The sequence below is a fragment of the Fluviicoccus sp. genome (assembly GCF_030646115.1).
Lineage (GTDB): Bacteria > Pseudomonadota > Gammaproteobacteria > Pseudomonadales > Moraxellaceae > Fluviicoccus.
Genome location: NZ_JAUSMX010000008.1, coordinates 1 through 14,394 on the forward strand (window position 1 = coordinate 1; position 14,394 = coordinate 14,394).

Sequence of the window (14,394 nt, forward strand, 5' to 3'; positions counted from 1 at the left end):
CCACCTGATCCCTTCCCGAACTCAGAAGTGAAACCACTCCGCGCCAATGGTAGTGTGGCATTCGCCATGTGAGAGTAGGTCATCGCCAGACATCAAATACCAAAAACCCCTTCAGGGTATCCTGAAGGGGTTTTTGATTTGGGGAATCAAAAGACCAAAGCTAAGGTGTTTGCTGTCGCGGGACTTTTAAGCGACTCGGCGGGTTTGGAGTTACGGGGATATATCTGCCATCAATGATGCATATGATGGGCTTCACGTGCGTCGTGCCGAATGGTTTCCTCAATCTGGTGGAGTAGTCGCAGGGTTTCCTTCATCGCTTCGGCATCAGCGCCGTCATCGGCCATCATGGCCTTATGAAGGGTTTCCAGTTGGGTGATTTGTCGGTGGATGGTGCGAGGATCCACATCGCGCAAGGTGATCGTGGTCATTTTGGACTCCCTGTAGGGCGGTTGAAGAGTTGAAGAGCTCTCTTAATGATATAGACCACGAAATAAGCACGTGCCAGATTACTTTTGCCAGTTCTTGAAGTAGTTCCGGAACTTGAGCACCTTTGGCGCAACAACGAACTGGCAATAACCCTGGCGGGGGTTGCGGGCGAAGTAGTGCTGGTGATACTCCTCCGCCGCATAGAAAGGCGTCTCGCCCTTGACCTCGGTGACAATGGGGGAGGGGTAGTGCTTGCCATTGTTCAGTTCGGCAATGAATGCTTCGGCATCAAGGCGTTGACTATCGGACTGGCAGAAGATCACCGAGCGATACTGGCTGCCGATATCATTGCCTTGGCGGTTGGGTGTCGTGGGGTCGTGAATGGCAAAAAACACTTCCAACAACTGCCTGAAGCTGATCACGGCAGGATCAAAATGCAGTTGCACCACTTCGGCATGGCCGGTTGCGCCGGTACAAATCTGTTCGTAGGATGGGTTGGGGCGCAGGCCCCCGGCATAACCCGAAATAACCTTCTCGACACCACGAACTTCTTCAAAGACGGCTTCCAGACACCAGAAACAACCTCCGCCCAATATGGCAATATTCATGAATTGATGACTCCCTGTGTGTTGAAGGACATAGTAGTGTGGAGCGATGCTCTTGGCGATGGGACATACTGATTGGATGTTGGTGCATTGACGTTGTTACAGGGGACTACAGGCATGTTGCAGAAAGCAGGAATGTTGATCGTGATTCTCAGTGCGGTGATGGTGGGGGCGTGCTCCCGGCAAGCCTGGTATGAGGGGGGCAAGGAGTCGGCACGGCAGACATGCTACAGGAAGGCTGATAATGAGGCAGTACAGCGCTGTCTGGAAGAAATTAACCGCCTGCCCTACGAAGAGTACCAGAAGGAGCGGGAAGCGCTGCAGCAAGCACCAGGAACCCCGCCATAAAATGCTGCGCTACTGGGTTCTCTCGTATACGGAGAAACGGTAGTGGGTGTCGGCAGGTTCGTAGTAATGCGCCTCATGACCGAGTTCACGCCATTGGCTGCGGTCGATGCTGGGGAAGAAGGCATCGCCGTGCACGGTCTTGGCAACTTCGGTGAGATACAGGCGTCCCGCTCTGGGCAGCGTCAAGGCGTAGATTTGTGCGCCGCCAATAACGAAAACTTCATCGTTGCCATTGATTTCGGCCATGCTGTCGGCAAGTTCGAGGGCCTGGTCCAGGCTTGGCACGACTTTGATGCCTTCGGCAGTGAAGTCGGGGTTACGGCTGATGACGATGTTGGTGCGGTTGGGCAGCGGCTTGCCGATCGATTCGTAGGTTTTGCGGCCCATGACCACGATGCCGCCAGTAGTCAGTCGCCGGAAATACTTGAGGTCTTCCGGGAGATGCCAGGGTAAACGGTTGTTGATACCGATACAGCCGTTTTCCGCGAGGGCGGCGATGAGGGCGAGACGGGGCATGGCAATTCTTCCGCGATCCGGATAAGCCCGCGCATTCTAGTGGGTTGGAGCGACCCAGTCACCTGTCTTTAAAACCCGGGTTTCGCCATGTTTCAGGAGAAAGAAGTCCTGTTCGGGGAGTCCGGCCTGTTGTCGGGCTCGAGTCAGCGCCCGTGGCGGCTCATCCAGGGATTCGTCGGACAATTCGAACGTTCCCCAGTGCATGGCGACGGCCTTGGCCGCATGAATTCGCCGCTTGATCTCGACGGCTTCAGCCGGGTTGATATGGGCGGGCTTCATCATCCAACGCGGCTCGTAGGCCCCAATCGGCAAGGCGGCCAGATCGAAGTCCCCGGCTTGCGCGCCGAGCGTGTCGACATCCGGAGACAGCGCCAGATCGCCTCCGAAAAAGAAGCGCAGATCGGGGTGAAGAATGCCCCACGCGCCCCACAGCCGACGATTGCGGTCGCGAACTCCGCGTGCACACCAATGCTGTACAGGCAATAACTGGAACTCTACCCCGTCAAGCTGAGCCTTGGCCCACCAGTCGAGCCCGCGGATGTGGTCTCGGTCGCCATGGCTGACGTTGTTGGCCAGCCAGTCATGGATGCCCAGCGGTGCCAGAAAAAGTGGCGGTCCGCCGGCTTGCTGATAGAGGGCGCGGACGCTGGGCAGGTCCAGATGATCGTAGTGGTCGTGGGAAATGACAACGGCGTCGATGTGCGGCAGGTCTTTCAAGGCCACACCCGGCGGCTGATGGCGCTTGGGGCCTAGAAAAGAGACCGGAAAGGCGCGTTCAGAAAAGACCGGGTCGGTGAGGATGTTCAGGCCGCCGATCTGGACCAGCAACGTGGCATGGCCTATCCAGGTGATGCTGGGGACGGTGTGGTTGTGATGCAGGAATCCGGTGTCCGGGGTAACACCCAGAACAGACTCATGGGGTGGTGACGGTGGGAAGCCTTGCAACAGCCGCTGCCATTGCCATTTCAGGGCGTCGAGATCCAGATTCCGGGAGGGCTGGTAAAGATTCTGGAAGCCTGTCGGAGTGTGATGCGGCTTGGCCGGGTCGTAATACGGGTTGTGGACGGCGCAGCCTGCCAGCAGTGCCGTGATCCAGAACGTCGCCAGCAACCGGGGAATCATGCGAGTTCAGACAGCGACCGGCGCTTTGATGGCCGGATGTGACTGATATTGCTCCAGGGTGAAGTCGCTGTAACTGAAGCCGAAAATGTCCTGTATTTCCGGGTTGATCCGCATCACGGGGAGGGGATACGGTTCGCGGCTGAGCTGCAGTTCGGTCTGTTCCATGTGGTTGCTGTACAAATGACAGTCACCGCCGGTCCAGACAAAGTCCCCCAACCCCAGCCCGCAGACCTGCGCCATCATCATGGTCAGCAGGGCATAGCTGGCGATGTTGAAGGGAACGCCGAGAAAAACGTCGGCGCTACGCTGATACAGCTGGCAGGAAAGCTTGCCGTCCGCCACGTAGAACTGGAAAAAGGCGTGGCAGGGTGGCAGCGCCATGTTTTCAATTTCGCCGACATTCCAGGCGGAAACGATGATGCGGCGGCTGTCCGGATTGGTTTTGAGCTGTTGCACGACTTGACTGATCTGGTCGATGTGCCGTCCGTCAGCCGTTGGCCAGCTTCGCCATTGCGAGCCGTAGACCGGGCCGAGGTTGCCCTCGGTATCCGCCCATTCATCCCAGATGCTGACGCCGTTTTCCTTGAGGTAACGGATGTTGGTGGAGCCCTGCAGGAACCACAGCAGTTCGTGGATGATCGACTTCAGGTGGACTTTCTTGGTGGTCAGCAGCGGGAAGCCGTCGGCAAGATTGAAGCGCATCTGGTGGCCGAAAACCGACCGGGTGCCGGTGCCGGTGCGGTCTTCCTTGTATGTGCCGTGATCGCGGATGTGGCGCATCAGGTCGAGATACTGTTTCATGGCGGCAGGCTCGCAGTCAGGCGGTTTTCGGAGGGTTGCCGGTGCGATACGCAAGCACCAGCAAGATGACGCCCAGCAGGATCAGCGGGGTGGACAGCAACTGGCCCATGGTCAGCCAGTTGAAGGCAATATAGCCCTTGTCGGCATCCGGTTCCCGGAAGAATTCGACAAAGAAGCGCCCGCAGCCATATCCCAGGGCGAAGACGCCGGCCACCGCCTTTTCCGGGCGCGGGCGCGAGGAGAACATCCAGACGATGGCAAACAGCAGCAGCCCTTCCAGCACCGCTTCATACAGCTGTGACGGGTGGCGGGGCAGGTGGTCTACCTGCGGGAAGATCATGGCGAACGGATAATCCGGATTCTCCACCGGGCGGCCCCAGAGTTCGCCGCCAATGAAGTTGCCGATGCGTCCGAAGAAAATGCCCAGCGGCACCAGCGGGGCCACGAAGTCCATGACGCCCCAGAATGTCAGTTTGTAGCGGCGGGCGTACAACACCATGGCGGCCAGGACGCCGAGGAAGCCGCCATGAAAGCTCATGCCGCCTTTCCAGACCTGATAAATCCAGCGCGGGTCTTCCAGGAAGTGGTCGAAGCTGTAGAAAAACACATAGCCCAGACGGCCGCCGAGCACGACGCCCATGGCGGCATAGAAAATGAGGTCGGAAATCTGTTCGGCGTTCTGTTGCCAGCCTGGCAGCGAACGGGCGCGGTATTTGCCCATGGCATAAGCGGCAGCAAAGGCGCAAAGGTACATCAGGCCGTACCAGTGGACAGTCAGCGGGCCGAGGTGGACGGCAACCGGGTCAATTTGGGGATACACTAGCATCAGCGGCGTTCTCCGGGGCAAGGGCGCCATTCTAATCGAAAACCGTTTCCCGTTTGAGGTGGCTTTATGTGTCTGATCGCCTTCGCCTGGCAATTGTCGCCGCAGCAACCCTTGATCCTGTTGGGCAACCGGGACGAGTTCTATGCCCGCCCGGCATCGCCGGTGCGATTCTGGGAGGATGCACCGCAGGTGCTGGCCGGGCGTGACGAGAAGGAAGGCGGCACCTGGCTGGGCGTGACGCGGGCCGGACGCTGGGCGGCCTTGACCAATTACCGGGAGCCGGGCGGCATGCAGCCGGGGGAACTGTCGCGCGGCAAGCTGGTGGCGGATTACCTCTGCGGTGACATCCCGCCGCTGGCGCTTGCCGAGTCGGTGGCGCAAGAGGCCGGACGTTACAACGGGTTCAACCTGCTGGTAGGGGATCGTCTGGAGGCGGCGGTGTGCAGCAACCGGGGCACCGAACCGCGACGGCTGGAGCCCGGACTGTATGGACTGAGCAACCACTTGCTGGACAGTCCCTGGCCGAAAACTGAACGTTTGAAGAGCGGCTTGGCGCGTCAGGTCACGGCGGGGGAGCCGACGGTGTCTCAAGCGGCCGATGTACAGGCCTTGTTGGAGTTACTGGAAGACACCACGACCGCAGATGACGCTGATCTTCCTGATACCGGCGTGGGATTGGTCTGGGAGCGGTTGCTGGGGACGGCGTTCATCCGCTCGCCGATGTACGGTACGCGGGCTTCGACAGTGCTGTTGCTGGACGGGCAACGTGGCCGTTTGGTGGAGCGCACCTGGGTGGCGGGGGAGCCGGGCGAGCTGACTGATATCGGGTTCGCCCTGACCGGCGTCAGCTGAGCAGTCCCAGTACGGCGTTGAGGTGGTTGTAGCCGGTCGGCGTGCATTGCCAGCGGTCGGCCCGGTCTTCGAGCAGGCTGCGGCGCTGCAGATCCTGGATTTTATCCTGCACGGTTGCGATGGCCAGCCCGGTCCGTTCAGCAAACAGTTGGCTATTGACCCCCTCCTTCAGCCGCAAGGCGTTCATCATGAATTCGAACAGCAACTCATCATCAGCGACCTGTTCCGGGCCGACGCGCGCCAAGCCTTGAGGGGCTGCGGCCAGATAGTCCTTGGGCAATCGCGTCTTGCGATACCGGAATACGCCTTCCGCCGTGGTGACTTTGCCATGAGCGCCCGCGCCGATGCCCAGATAATCCCCGAACTGCCAATAATTGAGGTTGTGCCGGGCCGGTCGTCCGGCGCTGTAGGCGGAGACTTCATACTGAACCAACCCATGTTCAGCCAGCAGCGCCTGTCCGGCTTCCTGGATGGTCCACAGCGCATCGTCCTCCGGCAGCACCGGCGGCTGGCGGTAGAAAGCGGTATTCGGTTCGATGGTCAGCTGGTACCACGATAGGTGCGGCGGGTTGAACGCCAGTGCTTGACGCAGGTCATCCAGCGCGCCTTCAACGGTTTGGCCGGGCAGGCCGTGCATCAGGTCGAGGTTGAAGTTGTCGAAACCGGCATCTTTCACGGACTGGATGGCGCGGCGGGCCTCGTCACGGCCGTGGATGCGGCCCAGTTTTTGTAACTGTTCCGGATCGAAACTCTGGATGCCCAGCGAGATGCGGTTGATGCCCGCTTCGCGGTAGCCTTCAAAACGCCCGTGTTCTACGGTGCCGGGGTTGGCCTCCAGCGTGATCTCGGCATCGGGCGCAAAAACCAGGCGTTCCTTCAGTCCCGTCATCAGCTGCTGGTAGGCTTCCGCCGAAAACAGCGAAGGCGTGCCGCCGCCGACAAACATCGACTGGACCGGCCGGTCCGCCACCCAGCGCAGATCTTCGTCCAGATCGCGCAGCAATGCCGCAATGTACTCGGCTTCGGGTAAACTCGCCGGGCTGGCGTGCGAGTTGAAGTCGCAATAGGGGCATTTGCGCACGCACCAGGGCACATGTACATACAGACTGAGCGGCGGAAGCGGGAGAGGCATAGATGGCGTACTGGCTGATGAAATCGGAACCGTCGGTGTTCGGAATCGACCACCTGATCGGGCGGAAGGTGGCCTTGTGGGACGGGGTGCGCAATTATCAGGCACGCAACTTCCTGCGGCAAATGCAAAAGGGCGATATGGCCTTTTTTTATCACTCCAATTGCGATGTTCCGGGCATTGTCGGGCTGATGCGCATTGCGAAGGGGGGTTATGCTGACCCGACGCAGTTCGATCCCGAGCACAAGTACTTCGATCCGAAGTCGACAGCGGACAATCCGCGCTGGACCGGGGTGGATGTCGAATTTGTCGAAAAGTTCAACGGCACGCTGTCGTTGACCGAGCTGAAAACGCTTCCGGAGCTGGCCGAGCTGGCGCTGGTGCGCAAGGGCAACCGACTGTCGCTGATGCCGGTGAGTGAGGAGCAGTGGCGGGTGATGCTGGGGTTGTGCAAGCGGGGGTGATCCGTCAGGTTCCGGGCAACCGCTATGGAGGGCTGCCCAGCAGGTTGGCCAGTTCATCGGCGGCTTCCGACCACTCGGCATCGTCGGCCAGCGCTTCGCGCAGCAAGGCGGCTTGTGACAGAGTCCAGAACCCGGCGTTCGCCAGTGATGTTCCGGACGGCAAGGAGTGTGTCCCGGCAAACCGGGCAATTGAAGCAGCATCGGCTGCCAGTCCCAACTGGGCGAAGAGGGCTGGCAGGGTGTGTTTTCCGGTATCCATGTTATTTCTCCAGTGATGCGGGCATGAGGTCAGTATAGGCCTTGCCCGGCGTTTTTCCTGTCCGGCGCATGCCGGATTCAACTTTCCCGCAGCACCGCCATCGGCGAAACCGTCCAAACCCGCCGCATCCCTGCCAATCCTACCACCAGCGTCAACAGCGCGCTGCCGCCCGGTACTGCCAGCCACCACAACGGATGCACGGTTGGTGTCGCTTCCAGCAATTGCACGGTCAGCACCGCCAGCAGGATTTCATTCAGCAGCACCGCCAGTACACCCGCCATGCCGCCCAGCACCAGCAATTCCGCACCAGCGCGGCGTTGCAGTTGCCATTGCTTCGCTCCTAAGGCCCGCAACAGCGCGGCTTCCTGGCGACGGCTGTCCAGCCCGGCGGCGATGCTGGCCAGCAGCACCAGCCCTCCCGCCAGCACTACAAACACTAGGATGGCCTGCACAGCGTCCGCCAACTGATCCATCAATTTCTGCAATTCCGCCATGATCTGGCCGATATCGGCAAACACCACCGTGGGAAAGCCGCGCACGAGGCCGCTCATCTCCGCCTTGTCGGCGTCCGGCACATGAAAGCTGGCGAGGTAACTGGCCGGGTAGTTTTCCAGCAGCTGCCGGGGGAATACCAGATAGAAGTTGGGGCGGAAGTTGTTCCAGTCGACCGTACGCAGGTTGCTGATGCGTGCCTCGACACTGCCTTCGGCCATTTGCAGGCGCAGGGTGTCGCCCAGCTTCAGGTCGAGGCGCTTCGCCAATTCGGCCTCCACCGAGACTTCGGCGGCGCCGGGCTTGAACCATGCGCCTTCGGTCAGGGTGTTTTTCTCGGGCAGGGTGTCGCTCCAGGTCAGGCTCAGCTCGCGGTCCAGGGCGTTGTCGCGGTTGCCGGAATCCGGTTCGGCATCCGCCGGTTTCTGCACGGTCTTGCCGTTGATTGCCACCAGCCGCCCACGAACCACCGGGTAGAACGGCGAGGACCGCCAGTGGTGCTGTTGAATCACTGCCTGCAAGGGCCGCACCTGGTCGGCGGGAATGGCGATGGCGAACTGGTTGGGGGTGTCGGCGGGCAGGTCGGCGCGCCATTGTTCCAGCAGTTCGCTGCGCAGGCTGAATACCAGCAGCATGGCGGTTAGGCCCAGGCCCAGCGCCAGCACCTGGCTGATGGTGGCCATCGGCTGGCGGGCCAGACTGTCCAGCGCCTGTGTCAGCGGGGCGTGACCGGTGGCCGCCCGCGTCCGCCAGCGGCGAAGGCCCAGCCACAGCAGGCCGCCGCAGAGCGCGGCCAGTCCCAGTCCCCCCAGCAGCACCAGCGAGGTCAGCCATAACTTGCCGGTTTCCAGCGTCATCAGCGCAAACAGCGCCGCCAAGGCCAGTGCGGTCAGGCGCAGGGTTGACCAGTCGGCCGGTTGCAGGTCGCGGCGCATCACCCGCAATGGCGACACCTGCGCCAGCTTGAGGAAGGCGGGCAGTGCGAAGCCGGCCAGTGTCAGCGTGGCGGTGGCGATGCCGGTCAGCAGCGGCTGTGCGATGGCAAATTCCAGCGTCGTCACCGGCAACAAGTTGGCCAGCAGCCGGTGCAGCCCTTGCGAGGCGAGAAAGCCCAGCAGACCACCCGTCAGCATCGCGGTCAGCCACAGGAACAGCAGTTGCCAGCCGAACAAGGCCAGTAGTTGCCGCCGGGTGCTGCCGAGGCAACGCATCAGGGCCAGGGCGTCCAGGTGACGGTCGGCGTAGCGGCGGGTGGCGAGGGCGACAGCAATGCCTGACAAGAGCACGGCGGCGATGGCGGCGAGGCTGAGGTAGCTGCCCGCGTTATTGATCGGGCCGCTGACGCGTTTGTTGCCGCTGGTGACATCGCGCAGGCGTTCATGCGGCTCCAGCCGGGACTTGCCCCAAGTCTGGTATTTCTGCAGAGCGGAGGGCGGACCGGCCAGCAGCAGGCGGTAACTGACGCGGCTGCCGGGCTGCAGGATGCCGGTGGCGGGCACGTCGGCCAGGTTCATGATCAGGCGCGGCGACAAGGCGGAGAAACCGTTGCCCCTGTCAGCGTCGCGGTCGAGGATGGCGGTGATGCGCAGTGTCGATTCGCCGATTTGCAGGGGGTCGCCCTCGCGGGCTTGCAGCAGCCCCAGCAGGCGTTCTTCCACCCAGACCGTCCCGGCGGCCGGAATGCCGGTCAGGCCGTTGCGCAGCTTCAGTTCCCCGCGCAGAGGGTATCCGGCGCTGATCGCCTTCACTGACACCAGCTGGAACTGTTCGCCGCGCTGGGCCATGCTGCCGAATTCCAGCGTTTGCGTCTGTCGCAGTTGCAGGCGCTGCGCTTCCTCCACCCACACCGGCCGGATGCCGCGCGTGCTGCCTACGACCAGATCTGCGCCCAGCAACTGCGCGGCCTGCTGATGCATCGCCTGTTCCAGGCTGCTGCTGAAGAAGCGCAGGGTCGTTGTCGCAGCGACGGCCAGTGTCAGCGCCGCCAGCAACAACGTCAGTTCCCCGGCGCGCCAGTCGCGGCGCAGCAAGCGCCAGGCCAGCGCCCTCATGCTTCAGGCTCCAGTAGGCAGCCGCTGTCCAGGCGCAGGCTGCGGCCGCAGCGTTGCGCCAGCGCCGGGTCGTGGGTGACCAGCACCAGCGTCGCGCCTTGTTCGCGGTTCATGGCGAACAGCAGTTCAATAATCTGCTGGCCGGTGCGGGCGTCGAGGTTGCCGGTGGGTTCGTCGGCGAAGAGGATTTGCGGGCGGCAGGCGAAGGCGCGGGCAATGGCCACCCGTTGCTGTTCGCCGCCGGACAGCTGGCGCGGCGTATGTTGCAGCCGTTCACCCAGCCCCACCCGTTGCAGGCAGTCGATGGCCAGCGCCCGGTCTTCACGTCCCGCTAGAGACAGCGGCAGCAGCACGTTTTCCAGCGCCGACAGGTGCGGCAGCAGGTGGAAGGACTGGAAGACGAAACCGACATGGCGTTGACGCACCTCGGCGCGGCCGTCTTCGTCAAGCAGGCTCAGGTCGTGGCCCAGCAGCGTTACCGAGCCGTCCGTTGGCGTATCGAGCCCGGCCAGCAGCCCCAGCAACGTGGACTTGCCGGAGCCGGACGCGCCGACGATGGCGATGCTTTCCCCGGTGCGCACCGTAAAATCCATCTGTTGCAGTATGGTGAGCGATCCGTCCGGACCGGTGACGCTTTTGCTAAGGTGGCGGACAACTAGTGCGTTTTCGGGAGCTGTATTCATGATGCGAATGAGGACTGTCCTGCTGGCGGGGCTGCTGGCGTCGGCGATGTCGGCGCAGGCGGCCACGGTGGTGGTTTTCGGCGATAGTATCAGCGCCGCCTATGGTCTGGAGGTCAACAAAGGCTGGGTTGCAAAACTGCAACAGAGACTGGACCGCGAGCAGCCGGGCAAGCACAAGGTGATCAACGCCAGCGTCAGCGGTGAAACCACGCAGGGCGGAGTGTTGCGCCTGCCCAAGGTGTTGGCGCAGTTCAAGCCGGATGTGCTGGTGCTGGAGCTGGGCGGCAATGACGGCCTGCGCGGCCAGCCGCTGCCGCTGATGGCGAAAAACCTGACGTCCATGATCGGGCAGGCGCGGCAGCAAAAGGCTAGGGTACTGCTGGTCGGCATGCGTATTCCGCCCAATTACGGTAAGGCCTATACCGAGGCTTTTGCTGCCACCTTCCCCCAAGTCGCCAAGGCGGTCAAAGTGCCGCTGCTGCCTTTTCTGCTGGATGGGGTGGGCGGCCGTCCGGAACTGATGCAGGAGGACGGCATCCATCCCAACGCGCAGGCGCAGGACCGGCTGGCCGACAACGTCTGGCCGCACCTGAAGCCGCTGCTCAAACCCTGATGTGACCGGCGGGTTTCGTTTTCCGCTTTCCCCCAAGCGCCATGCTTGCTAGATTGATGGTTCCAAAACAGAACTCGGGTTAAGGCGATGTCGTTTGCAACGATGATGGCAGCCGCGAAGGCGTCGGCGCAGGTGGAAATCGAGGCGGGCTGGGGGCAGGGACGCGCCAGTTTCGGTGGTTTGGTGGCAGCCGTGCTGCTGGCGCGGTTGTCGGCGGAAGTGCCCTCGGACCGGCGGTTGCGCTCAATGTCGATATCCTTTGTCGGGCCGGTCGCGCCGGGTTTGGCGACGCTGGAAACCACGGTTTTCCGCAGCGGCAAGTCGGTGACACAGGCCGAAGCCCGCCTGCTGCAGAATGGCGGCGTGCAAGCGGTGCTGCTGGCCAGCTATGGTGCGCATCGCGAATCGGCGGTGCGTGTGCCATCCGCCCTGTTGAGTGAAATCCCGGTTCCGGCGGCCGGTCGCCCGATGCCATACCTGCCTGGCCGCATGCCGGAATTCCTGCAACAGTTCGAAATGGTGTGGTCGGAGGGAGGCTTCCCGTTCAGCGGCCAGGACAAGCCTGACTTTATGGGCAGCGTCCGTTTCCGCGATACCTCGGTTCCGTTCACGCTGGAGCATTTTGTGGCGCTGGTGGATACCTGGCCGCCGTCAGTGCTGCCGATGATGAACACACTGGCGCCCGCCAGCACCCTGTGCTGGACGCTGGAGTTGCTGGAGGAGGCCTTGGACCCGGACCCGGCGGCGTGGTGGCATTACCGTGTCTGCACCGACCTCGCCGCCGACGGTTATGGCCACGCCGGGGCGCGGCTGTGGGCGGCCGACGGGCGTCTGGTTGCTGTCAGCCGGCAAACGGTGACGGTGTTCGGCTGACCGTGTTTACTGAATCGTCGTGGCGGCAGGAACGGCGGTCTGGCGACGTTTGTCCAGCTGCTTTTCCAGCCGGTTGTAAGCCTGCTGCATCTGGCTGTCGCGGTTCTGCTGTTTCTTGGCCTGCAAGGCCTGGTTGAAGGCCTCGTAAGGCATCTTCAGCAGGATGTAGGTCTGGAAGCGCCCATTGACCGCCACCGTTTCCCGCTTCACTTCCTCACAGCCAACCACCGACACGTAATCCACCAGCGAGGTGATGACGCTGTCGTACTGGCCACTGGCGCTGCCGTTGTTGTCCTGCTGGATCATGCGTTCGTTCCCGGCCAGTTCCTGTTGCAGGTTCTTGGCCAGCGCGTATTCCGCCTGTAATTGCGCCTTCTTCAATGCCAGCGGCAGCTTGTCGCTTTCGCCGATACCCAGCGCAAAGATGCCGGAACTGTCCGGACGCGGTGTCGCCTGCGCCCAGACGGGCATGGCGTCGATGGCTTTTTCGGCCTGAAGCTGGGCGGAGTCACGGCGTTTCTGGTCGAGTTGGGCTTCCGCCTTGGCCAGACCGGCGGCGCTGGGGGAGGAGCTGCACCCTTGCAGCAGGAGGATGCTGAAAGCCGAGGCGGCGAAGAGAGGTTTTAGCAGCGTGTTCATGGCGTATTTCCCTGAGTCAGGCATCGGATGATGCTGTCAGGGAAAAAGCAAGCGGAGTGCCAAGGTTGGACTTAAATGAAAAGTCTTTAAAAACAAGAAAGATCCGGGTGAGTGTTGTTTGGGTTTAAAGGAGAGTCCGGCATTTTCTGGCAGTGGTCCTGCAAAAAATGCCGGTCAGATTCAGCTCGGATGCGCCAGCCACTCCCGCATTTCCTGCTCGAAACAGGCGGTAAAAACCTCGGGATGCGGAATCATGCCCTTGTCGGCGGAAATGCCCATCGTCAGCGTGTCCTGATAGCTGAATACGCTTAGGCCCACCCCCATCTTCCCCGATTGAGGCCCGAAGAACACCATGTTGCGGATCGCTTCCCCGGCAAAAAACAACTGCTCGCGGGGGCCGGGGACGTTGGTCATGGTCGAGGAGGCGTTGTCGTTGAAGGCATCCATCAGCGCATGCTGCACGCCGCGCGGCAGCGTTCCCATCAACGACAGCGAGAAATAGGCCAGCACCGCTTCCTTGCCGCTCTTGATCGCATCCATGCCCGCCTTCACCGCGCGCAGGCGGCCAATCGGATCGGCCACGCCCACCGGCAACGGCAGGTAGATGAACCCGACCTGGTTGCCCAGCACGATCGGCCCGTCCAGCGGTCGAACGTTGATGGGCACCAGTACGCGAAAGGTAATGCCGTCCACCGGCTCGTTGTTCTGCTGGAAGTAACGGCGCACCGCTCCGGCGGTGGCGGCCAGCACTACATCGTTGATCTTGCCGCCGTGGGCATGCGCCAGTTGCTTGATGTCCTGCAAGGGCAGCGGACTGGACCAGGCGGTGCCGCGCTGGCCGGTCAGCGGGTGTTTGAAGCTGGTGCGGCTGTCCGGCAGCATCAGCATGCGCGGGAAGGCGACGATCAGCTCCCACAGCAGCTTCAGCGGATGATGTCTCGGGCGGGACGCACGCGGGGCCTCGGTGGTGTTCTCGACGGTGGAGGCGGCCTTGTCGGTCAGCGACAGCAGCACCCGCACCAGCGCGATGCCGTCGGCGTTGCAGTGATGGATGCGGACAATGATCGCCGCACCTTGCGGATGGTTCGGCACCACTTCCAGATCCCACAGCGGGTGTTCAAAGTCCAGCTTCTGCCCGGACAGCGTATCCACGCGTTCCTGAAAGGTTTGCAGCGACGCCTCAGGCAAGGGGCGGAAATGCAGGTGGCGGTCCAGTTGGAAATCTTCGTCATCTTCCCAGTAACGGTGGCCGTTGCGCAGGCGCGGCACCTGGCGGAAGCGGTCGAATTTCAACAGCCGTTCAGTAATCAGCTTCTCCAGCGCCGCCTTTTCCGGAGTGCGCTCGAAGAACAGGATGCCGACCACGATCATGTGGTTGACTTCCCGCTCCATGCTGTACCAGCAGTTGTCGCCGGCGGTCATGGCGTCCGGGGTGTTTTCCGGGCGGAAGGTCAGCCAGGTGCTGGTGAGGAACGGCAGGATCAGCGCCCCCAAGCCCCAGCCGGGCACCGAGCGTTTCAGGTGGAAGGCCAGCCCTACTGTTGCCAGCGTGGCGGTGAGGTGGCAGGCGAGGAAGCCGGGCAGGGCGTTCGGCAGGTGCAGGAACAGGCCGAGCAGGCCCAGCACGTTGGCGGCGCGGATGACCAGCTTGAGGGTTGCCACGAGTCCGGTTGTTGTCATTGTCGACGGTCTCTG

17 protein-coding genes and 1 rRNA gene are annotated in these 14,394 nt (G+C 62.0%); 6 read left to right on the plus strand and 12 right to left on the minus strand.

The window, feature by feature from the left end; all coding sequences use genetic code 11:
• Window positions 1–91 (plus strand): 5S ribosomal RNA (rrf, locus tag Q7T36_RS04225); the annotation flags it as partial.
• Between the two features lie 139 nt (window positions 92–230).
• Here the strand turns inward: rrf and Q7T36_RS04230 are convergent.
• Window positions 231–428, minus strand: coding sequence for a hypothetical protein (locus tag Q7T36_RS04230; RefSeq protein ID WP_304844390.1), 198 nt, complete (start codon window positions 426–428; stop codon window positions 231–233).
• A gap of 78 nt (window positions 429–506) precedes the next feature.
• Window positions 507–1,034 (minus strand): peptide-methionine (S)-S-oxide reductase MsrA, encoded by a 528-nt coding sequence (gene msrA, locus Q7T36_RS04235; RefSeq protein ID WP_304844392.1) that lies wholly within the window; start codon window positions 1,032–1,034, stop codon window positions 507–509.
• A gap of 114 nt (window positions 1,035–1,148) precedes the next feature.
• Between msrA and Q7T36_RS04240 the strand changes: the two genes are divergently transcribed.
• Window positions 1,149–1,379: a hypothetical protein gene (locus Q7T36_RS04240; protein WP_304844394.1), complete on the plus strand. Its 231-nt coding sequence runs from the start codon at window positions 1,149–1,151 to the stop codon at window positions 1,377–1,379.
• 9 nt (window positions 1,380–1,388) lie between these two features.
• Here Q7T36_RS04240 and Q7T36_RS04245 read toward each other — a convergent pair whose 3' ends face one another.
• Genes Q7T36_RS04245 through lgt form a run of 4 tightly spaced genes read right to left on the minus strand, consistent with a single transcriptional unit; the run spans window position 1,389 to window position 4,644 of the window.
• Complete coding sequence (locus Q7T36_RS04245; protein ID WP_304844396.1) at window positions 1,389–1,895, minus strand: dihydrofolate reductase; 507 nt, start codon at window positions 1,893–1,895, stop codon at window positions 1,389–1,391.
• A 36-nt stretch (window positions 1,896–1,931) separates the two neighbouring features.
• A complete protein-coding gene (locus tag Q7T36_RS04250) occupies window positions 1,932–3,017 on the minus strand; it encodes an MBL fold metallo-hydrolase (RefSeq protein ID WP_304844398.1) in 1,086 nt (361 codons plus the stop codon).
• Between the two features lie 6 nt (window positions 3,018–3,023).
• The gene (locus Q7T36_RS04255; RefSeq protein WP_304844400.1) at window positions 3,024–3,818 is read right to left on the minus strand and encodes a thymidylate synthase; all 795 of its coding nucleotides are present in this window, start codon (window positions 3,816–3,818) and stop codon (window positions 3,024–3,026) included.
• Window positions 3,819–3,834: 16 nt separating this feature from the next.
• Window positions 3,835–4,644, minus strand: coding sequence for a prolipoprotein diacylglyceryl transferase (lgt, locus tag Q7T36_RS04260; protein ID WP_304844402.1), 810 nt, complete (start codon window positions 4,642–4,644; stop codon window positions 3,835–3,837).
• A 66-nt stretch (window positions 4,645–4,710) separates the two neighbouring features.
• Here lgt and Q7T36_RS04265 point away from each other — a divergent pair, with 66 nt between their 5' ends.
• Window positions 4,711–5,496, plus strand: a complete 786-nt coding sequence (locus Q7T36_RS04265) for an NRDE family protein (protein WP_304844404.1) — start codon at window positions 4,711–4,713, stop codon at window positions 5,494–5,496.
• Here the strand turns inward: Q7T36_RS04265 and hemW are convergent.
• Window positions 5,489–6,628 (minus strand): radical SAM family heme chaperone HemW, encoded by a 1,140-nt coding sequence (gene hemW, locus Q7T36_RS04270; protein WP_304844406.1) that lies wholly within the window; start codon window positions 6,626–6,628, stop codon window positions 5,489–5,491. The genes Q7T36_RS04265 and hemW overlap by 8 nt on opposite strands.
• Before the next feature lie 2 nt (window positions 6,629–6,630).
• Here hemW and Q7T36_RS04275 point away from each other — a divergent pair, with 2 nt between their 5' ends.
• Window positions 6,631–7,089 carry an EVE domain-containing protein gene (locus Q7T36_RS04275; RefSeq protein ID WP_304844408.1) on the plus strand — a complete coding sequence of 153 codons (459 nt, stop codon included), beginning with the start codon at window positions 6,631–6,633 and terminating at the stop codon, window positions 7,087–7,089.
• Between the two features lie 22 nt (window positions 7,090–7,111).
• Here the strand turns inward: Q7T36_RS04275 and Q7T36_RS04280 are convergent, their stop codons facing one another.
• From Q7T36_RS04280 to Q7T36_RS04290, 3 genes are all read right to left on the minus strand, one after another.
• Window positions 7,112–7,348: a DUF2789 domain-containing protein gene (locus tag Q7T36_RS04280; RefSeq protein ID WP_304844410.1), complete on the minus strand. Its 237-nt coding sequence runs from the start codon at window positions 7,346–7,348 to the stop codon at window positions 7,112–7,114.
• 77 nt (window positions 7,349–7,425) lie between these two features.
• Window positions 7,426–9,891, minus strand: a complete 2,466-nt coding sequence (locus Q7T36_RS04285) for an ABC transporter permease (RefSeq protein WP_304844412.1) — start codon at window positions 9,889–9,891, stop codon at window positions 7,426–7,428.
• Window positions 9,888–10,574, minus strand: a complete 687-nt coding sequence (locus Q7T36_RS04290) for an ABC transporter ATP-binding protein (protein ID WP_304844414.1) — start codon at window positions 10,572–10,574, stop codon at window positions 9,888–9,890. The genes Q7T36_RS04285 and Q7T36_RS04290 overlap by 4 nt, the downstream gene beginning before the upstream one ends.
• Between Q7T36_RS04290 and Q7T36_RS04295 the strand changes: the two genes are divergently transcribed.
• Together Q7T36_RS04295 and Q7T36_RS04300 are read left to right on the plus strand one after the other, a co-directional pair.
• Window positions 10,573–11,187, plus strand: a complete 615-nt coding sequence (locus Q7T36_RS04295) for an arylesterase (RefSeq protein ID WP_304844416.1) — start codon at window positions 10,573–10,575, stop codon at window positions 11,185–11,187. The genes Q7T36_RS04290 and Q7T36_RS04295 overlap by 2 nt on opposite strands.
• A gap of 87 nt (window positions 11,188–11,274) precedes the next feature.
• On the plus strand, window positions 11,275–12,060 hold the full coding sequence (locus Q7T36_RS04300; protein ID WP_304844418.1) for a thioesterase family protein: 786 nt from the start codon (window positions 11,275–11,277) through the stop codon (window positions 12,058–12,060).
• A gap of 6 nt (window positions 12,061–12,066) precedes the next feature.
• Here Q7T36_RS04300 and Q7T36_RS04305 read toward each other — a convergent pair whose 3' ends face one another.
• On the minus strand, window positions 12,067–12,699 hold the full coding sequence (locus Q7T36_RS04305) for a hypothetical protein (protein ID WP_304844420.1): 633 nt from the start codon (window positions 12,697–12,699) through the stop codon (window positions 12,067–12,069).
• A gap of 180 nt (window positions 12,700–12,879) precedes the next feature.
• Window positions 12,880–14,379 (minus strand): WS/DGAT domain-containing protein, encoded by a 1,500-nt coding sequence (locus Q7T36_RS04310; RefSeq protein ID WP_304844422.1) that lies wholly within the window; start codon window positions 14,377–14,379, stop codon window positions 12,880–12,882.
• Window positions 14,380–14,394: the final 15 nt, after the last annotated feature.

Coding starts and splice junctions, on each gene's coding strand:
- hemW (WP_304844406.1), bottom strand. CDS start 6,628: ATGCCTCTCCCGCTTCCGCCGCTCAGTCTGTATGTACATGTGCCCTGG.
- Q7T36_RS04305 (WP_304844420.1), bottom strand. CDS start 12,699: ATGAACACGCTGCTAAAACCTCTCTTCGCCGCCTCGGCTTTCAGCATC.
- Q7T36_RS04310 (WP_304844422.1), bottom strand. CDS start 14,379: ATGACAACAACCGGACTCGTGGCAACCCTCAAGCTGGTCATCCGCGCC.
- Q7T36_RS04240 (WP_304844394.1), top strand. CDS start 1,149: ATGTTGCAGAAAGCAGGAATGTTGATCGTGATTCTCAGTGCGGTGATG.
- Q7T36_RS04250 (WP_304844398.1), bottom strand. CDS start 3,017: ATGATTCCCCGGTTGCTGGCGACGTTCTGGATCACGGCACTGCTGGCA.
- Q7T36_RS04295 (WP_304844416.1), top strand. CDS start 10,573: ATGATGCGAATGAGGACTGTCCTGCTGGCGGGGCTGCTGGCGTCGGCG.
- lgt (WP_304844402.1), bottom strand. CDS start 4,644: ATGCTAGTGTATCCCCAAATTGACCCGGTTGCCGTCCACCTCGGCCCG.
- Q7T36_RS04245 (WP_304844396.1), bottom strand. CDS start 1,895: ATGCCCCGTCTCGCCCTCATCGCCGCCCTCGCGGAAAACGGCTGTATC.
- msrA (WP_304844392.1), bottom strand. CDS start 1,034: ATGAATATTGCCATATTGGGCGGAGGTTGTTTCTGGTGTCTGGAAGCC.
- Q7T36_RS04290 (WP_304844414.1), bottom strand. CDS start 10,574: ATGAATACAGCTCCCGAAAACGCACTAGTTGTCCGCCACCTTAGCAAA.
- Q7T36_RS04280 (WP_304844410.1), bottom strand. CDS start 7,348: ATGGATACCGGAAAACACACCCTGCCAGCCCTCTTCGCCCAGTTGGGA.
- Q7T36_RS04255 (WP_304844400.1), bottom strand. CDS start 3,818: ATGAAACAGTATCTCGACCTGATGCGCCACATCCGCGATCACGGCACA.
- Q7T36_RS04285 (WP_304844412.1), bottom strand. CDS start 9,891: ATGAGGGCGCTGGCCTGGCGCTTGCTGCGCCGCGACTGGCGCGCCGGG.
- Q7T36_RS04275 (WP_304844408.1), top strand. CDS start 6,631: ATGGCGTACTGGCTGATGAAATCGGAACCGTCGGTGTTCGGAATCGAC.
- Q7T36_RS04230 (WP_304844390.1), bottom strand. CDS start 428: ATGACCACGATCACCTTGCGCGATGTGGATCCTCGCACCATCCACCGA.
- Q7T36_RS04300 (WP_304844418.1), top strand. CDS start 11,275: ATGTCGTTTGCAACGATGATGGCAGCCGCGAAGGCGTCGGCGCAGGTG.
- Q7T36_RS04265 (WP_304844404.1), top strand. CDS start 4,711: ATGTGTCTGATCGCCTTCGCCTGGCAATTGTCGCCGCAGCAACCCTTG.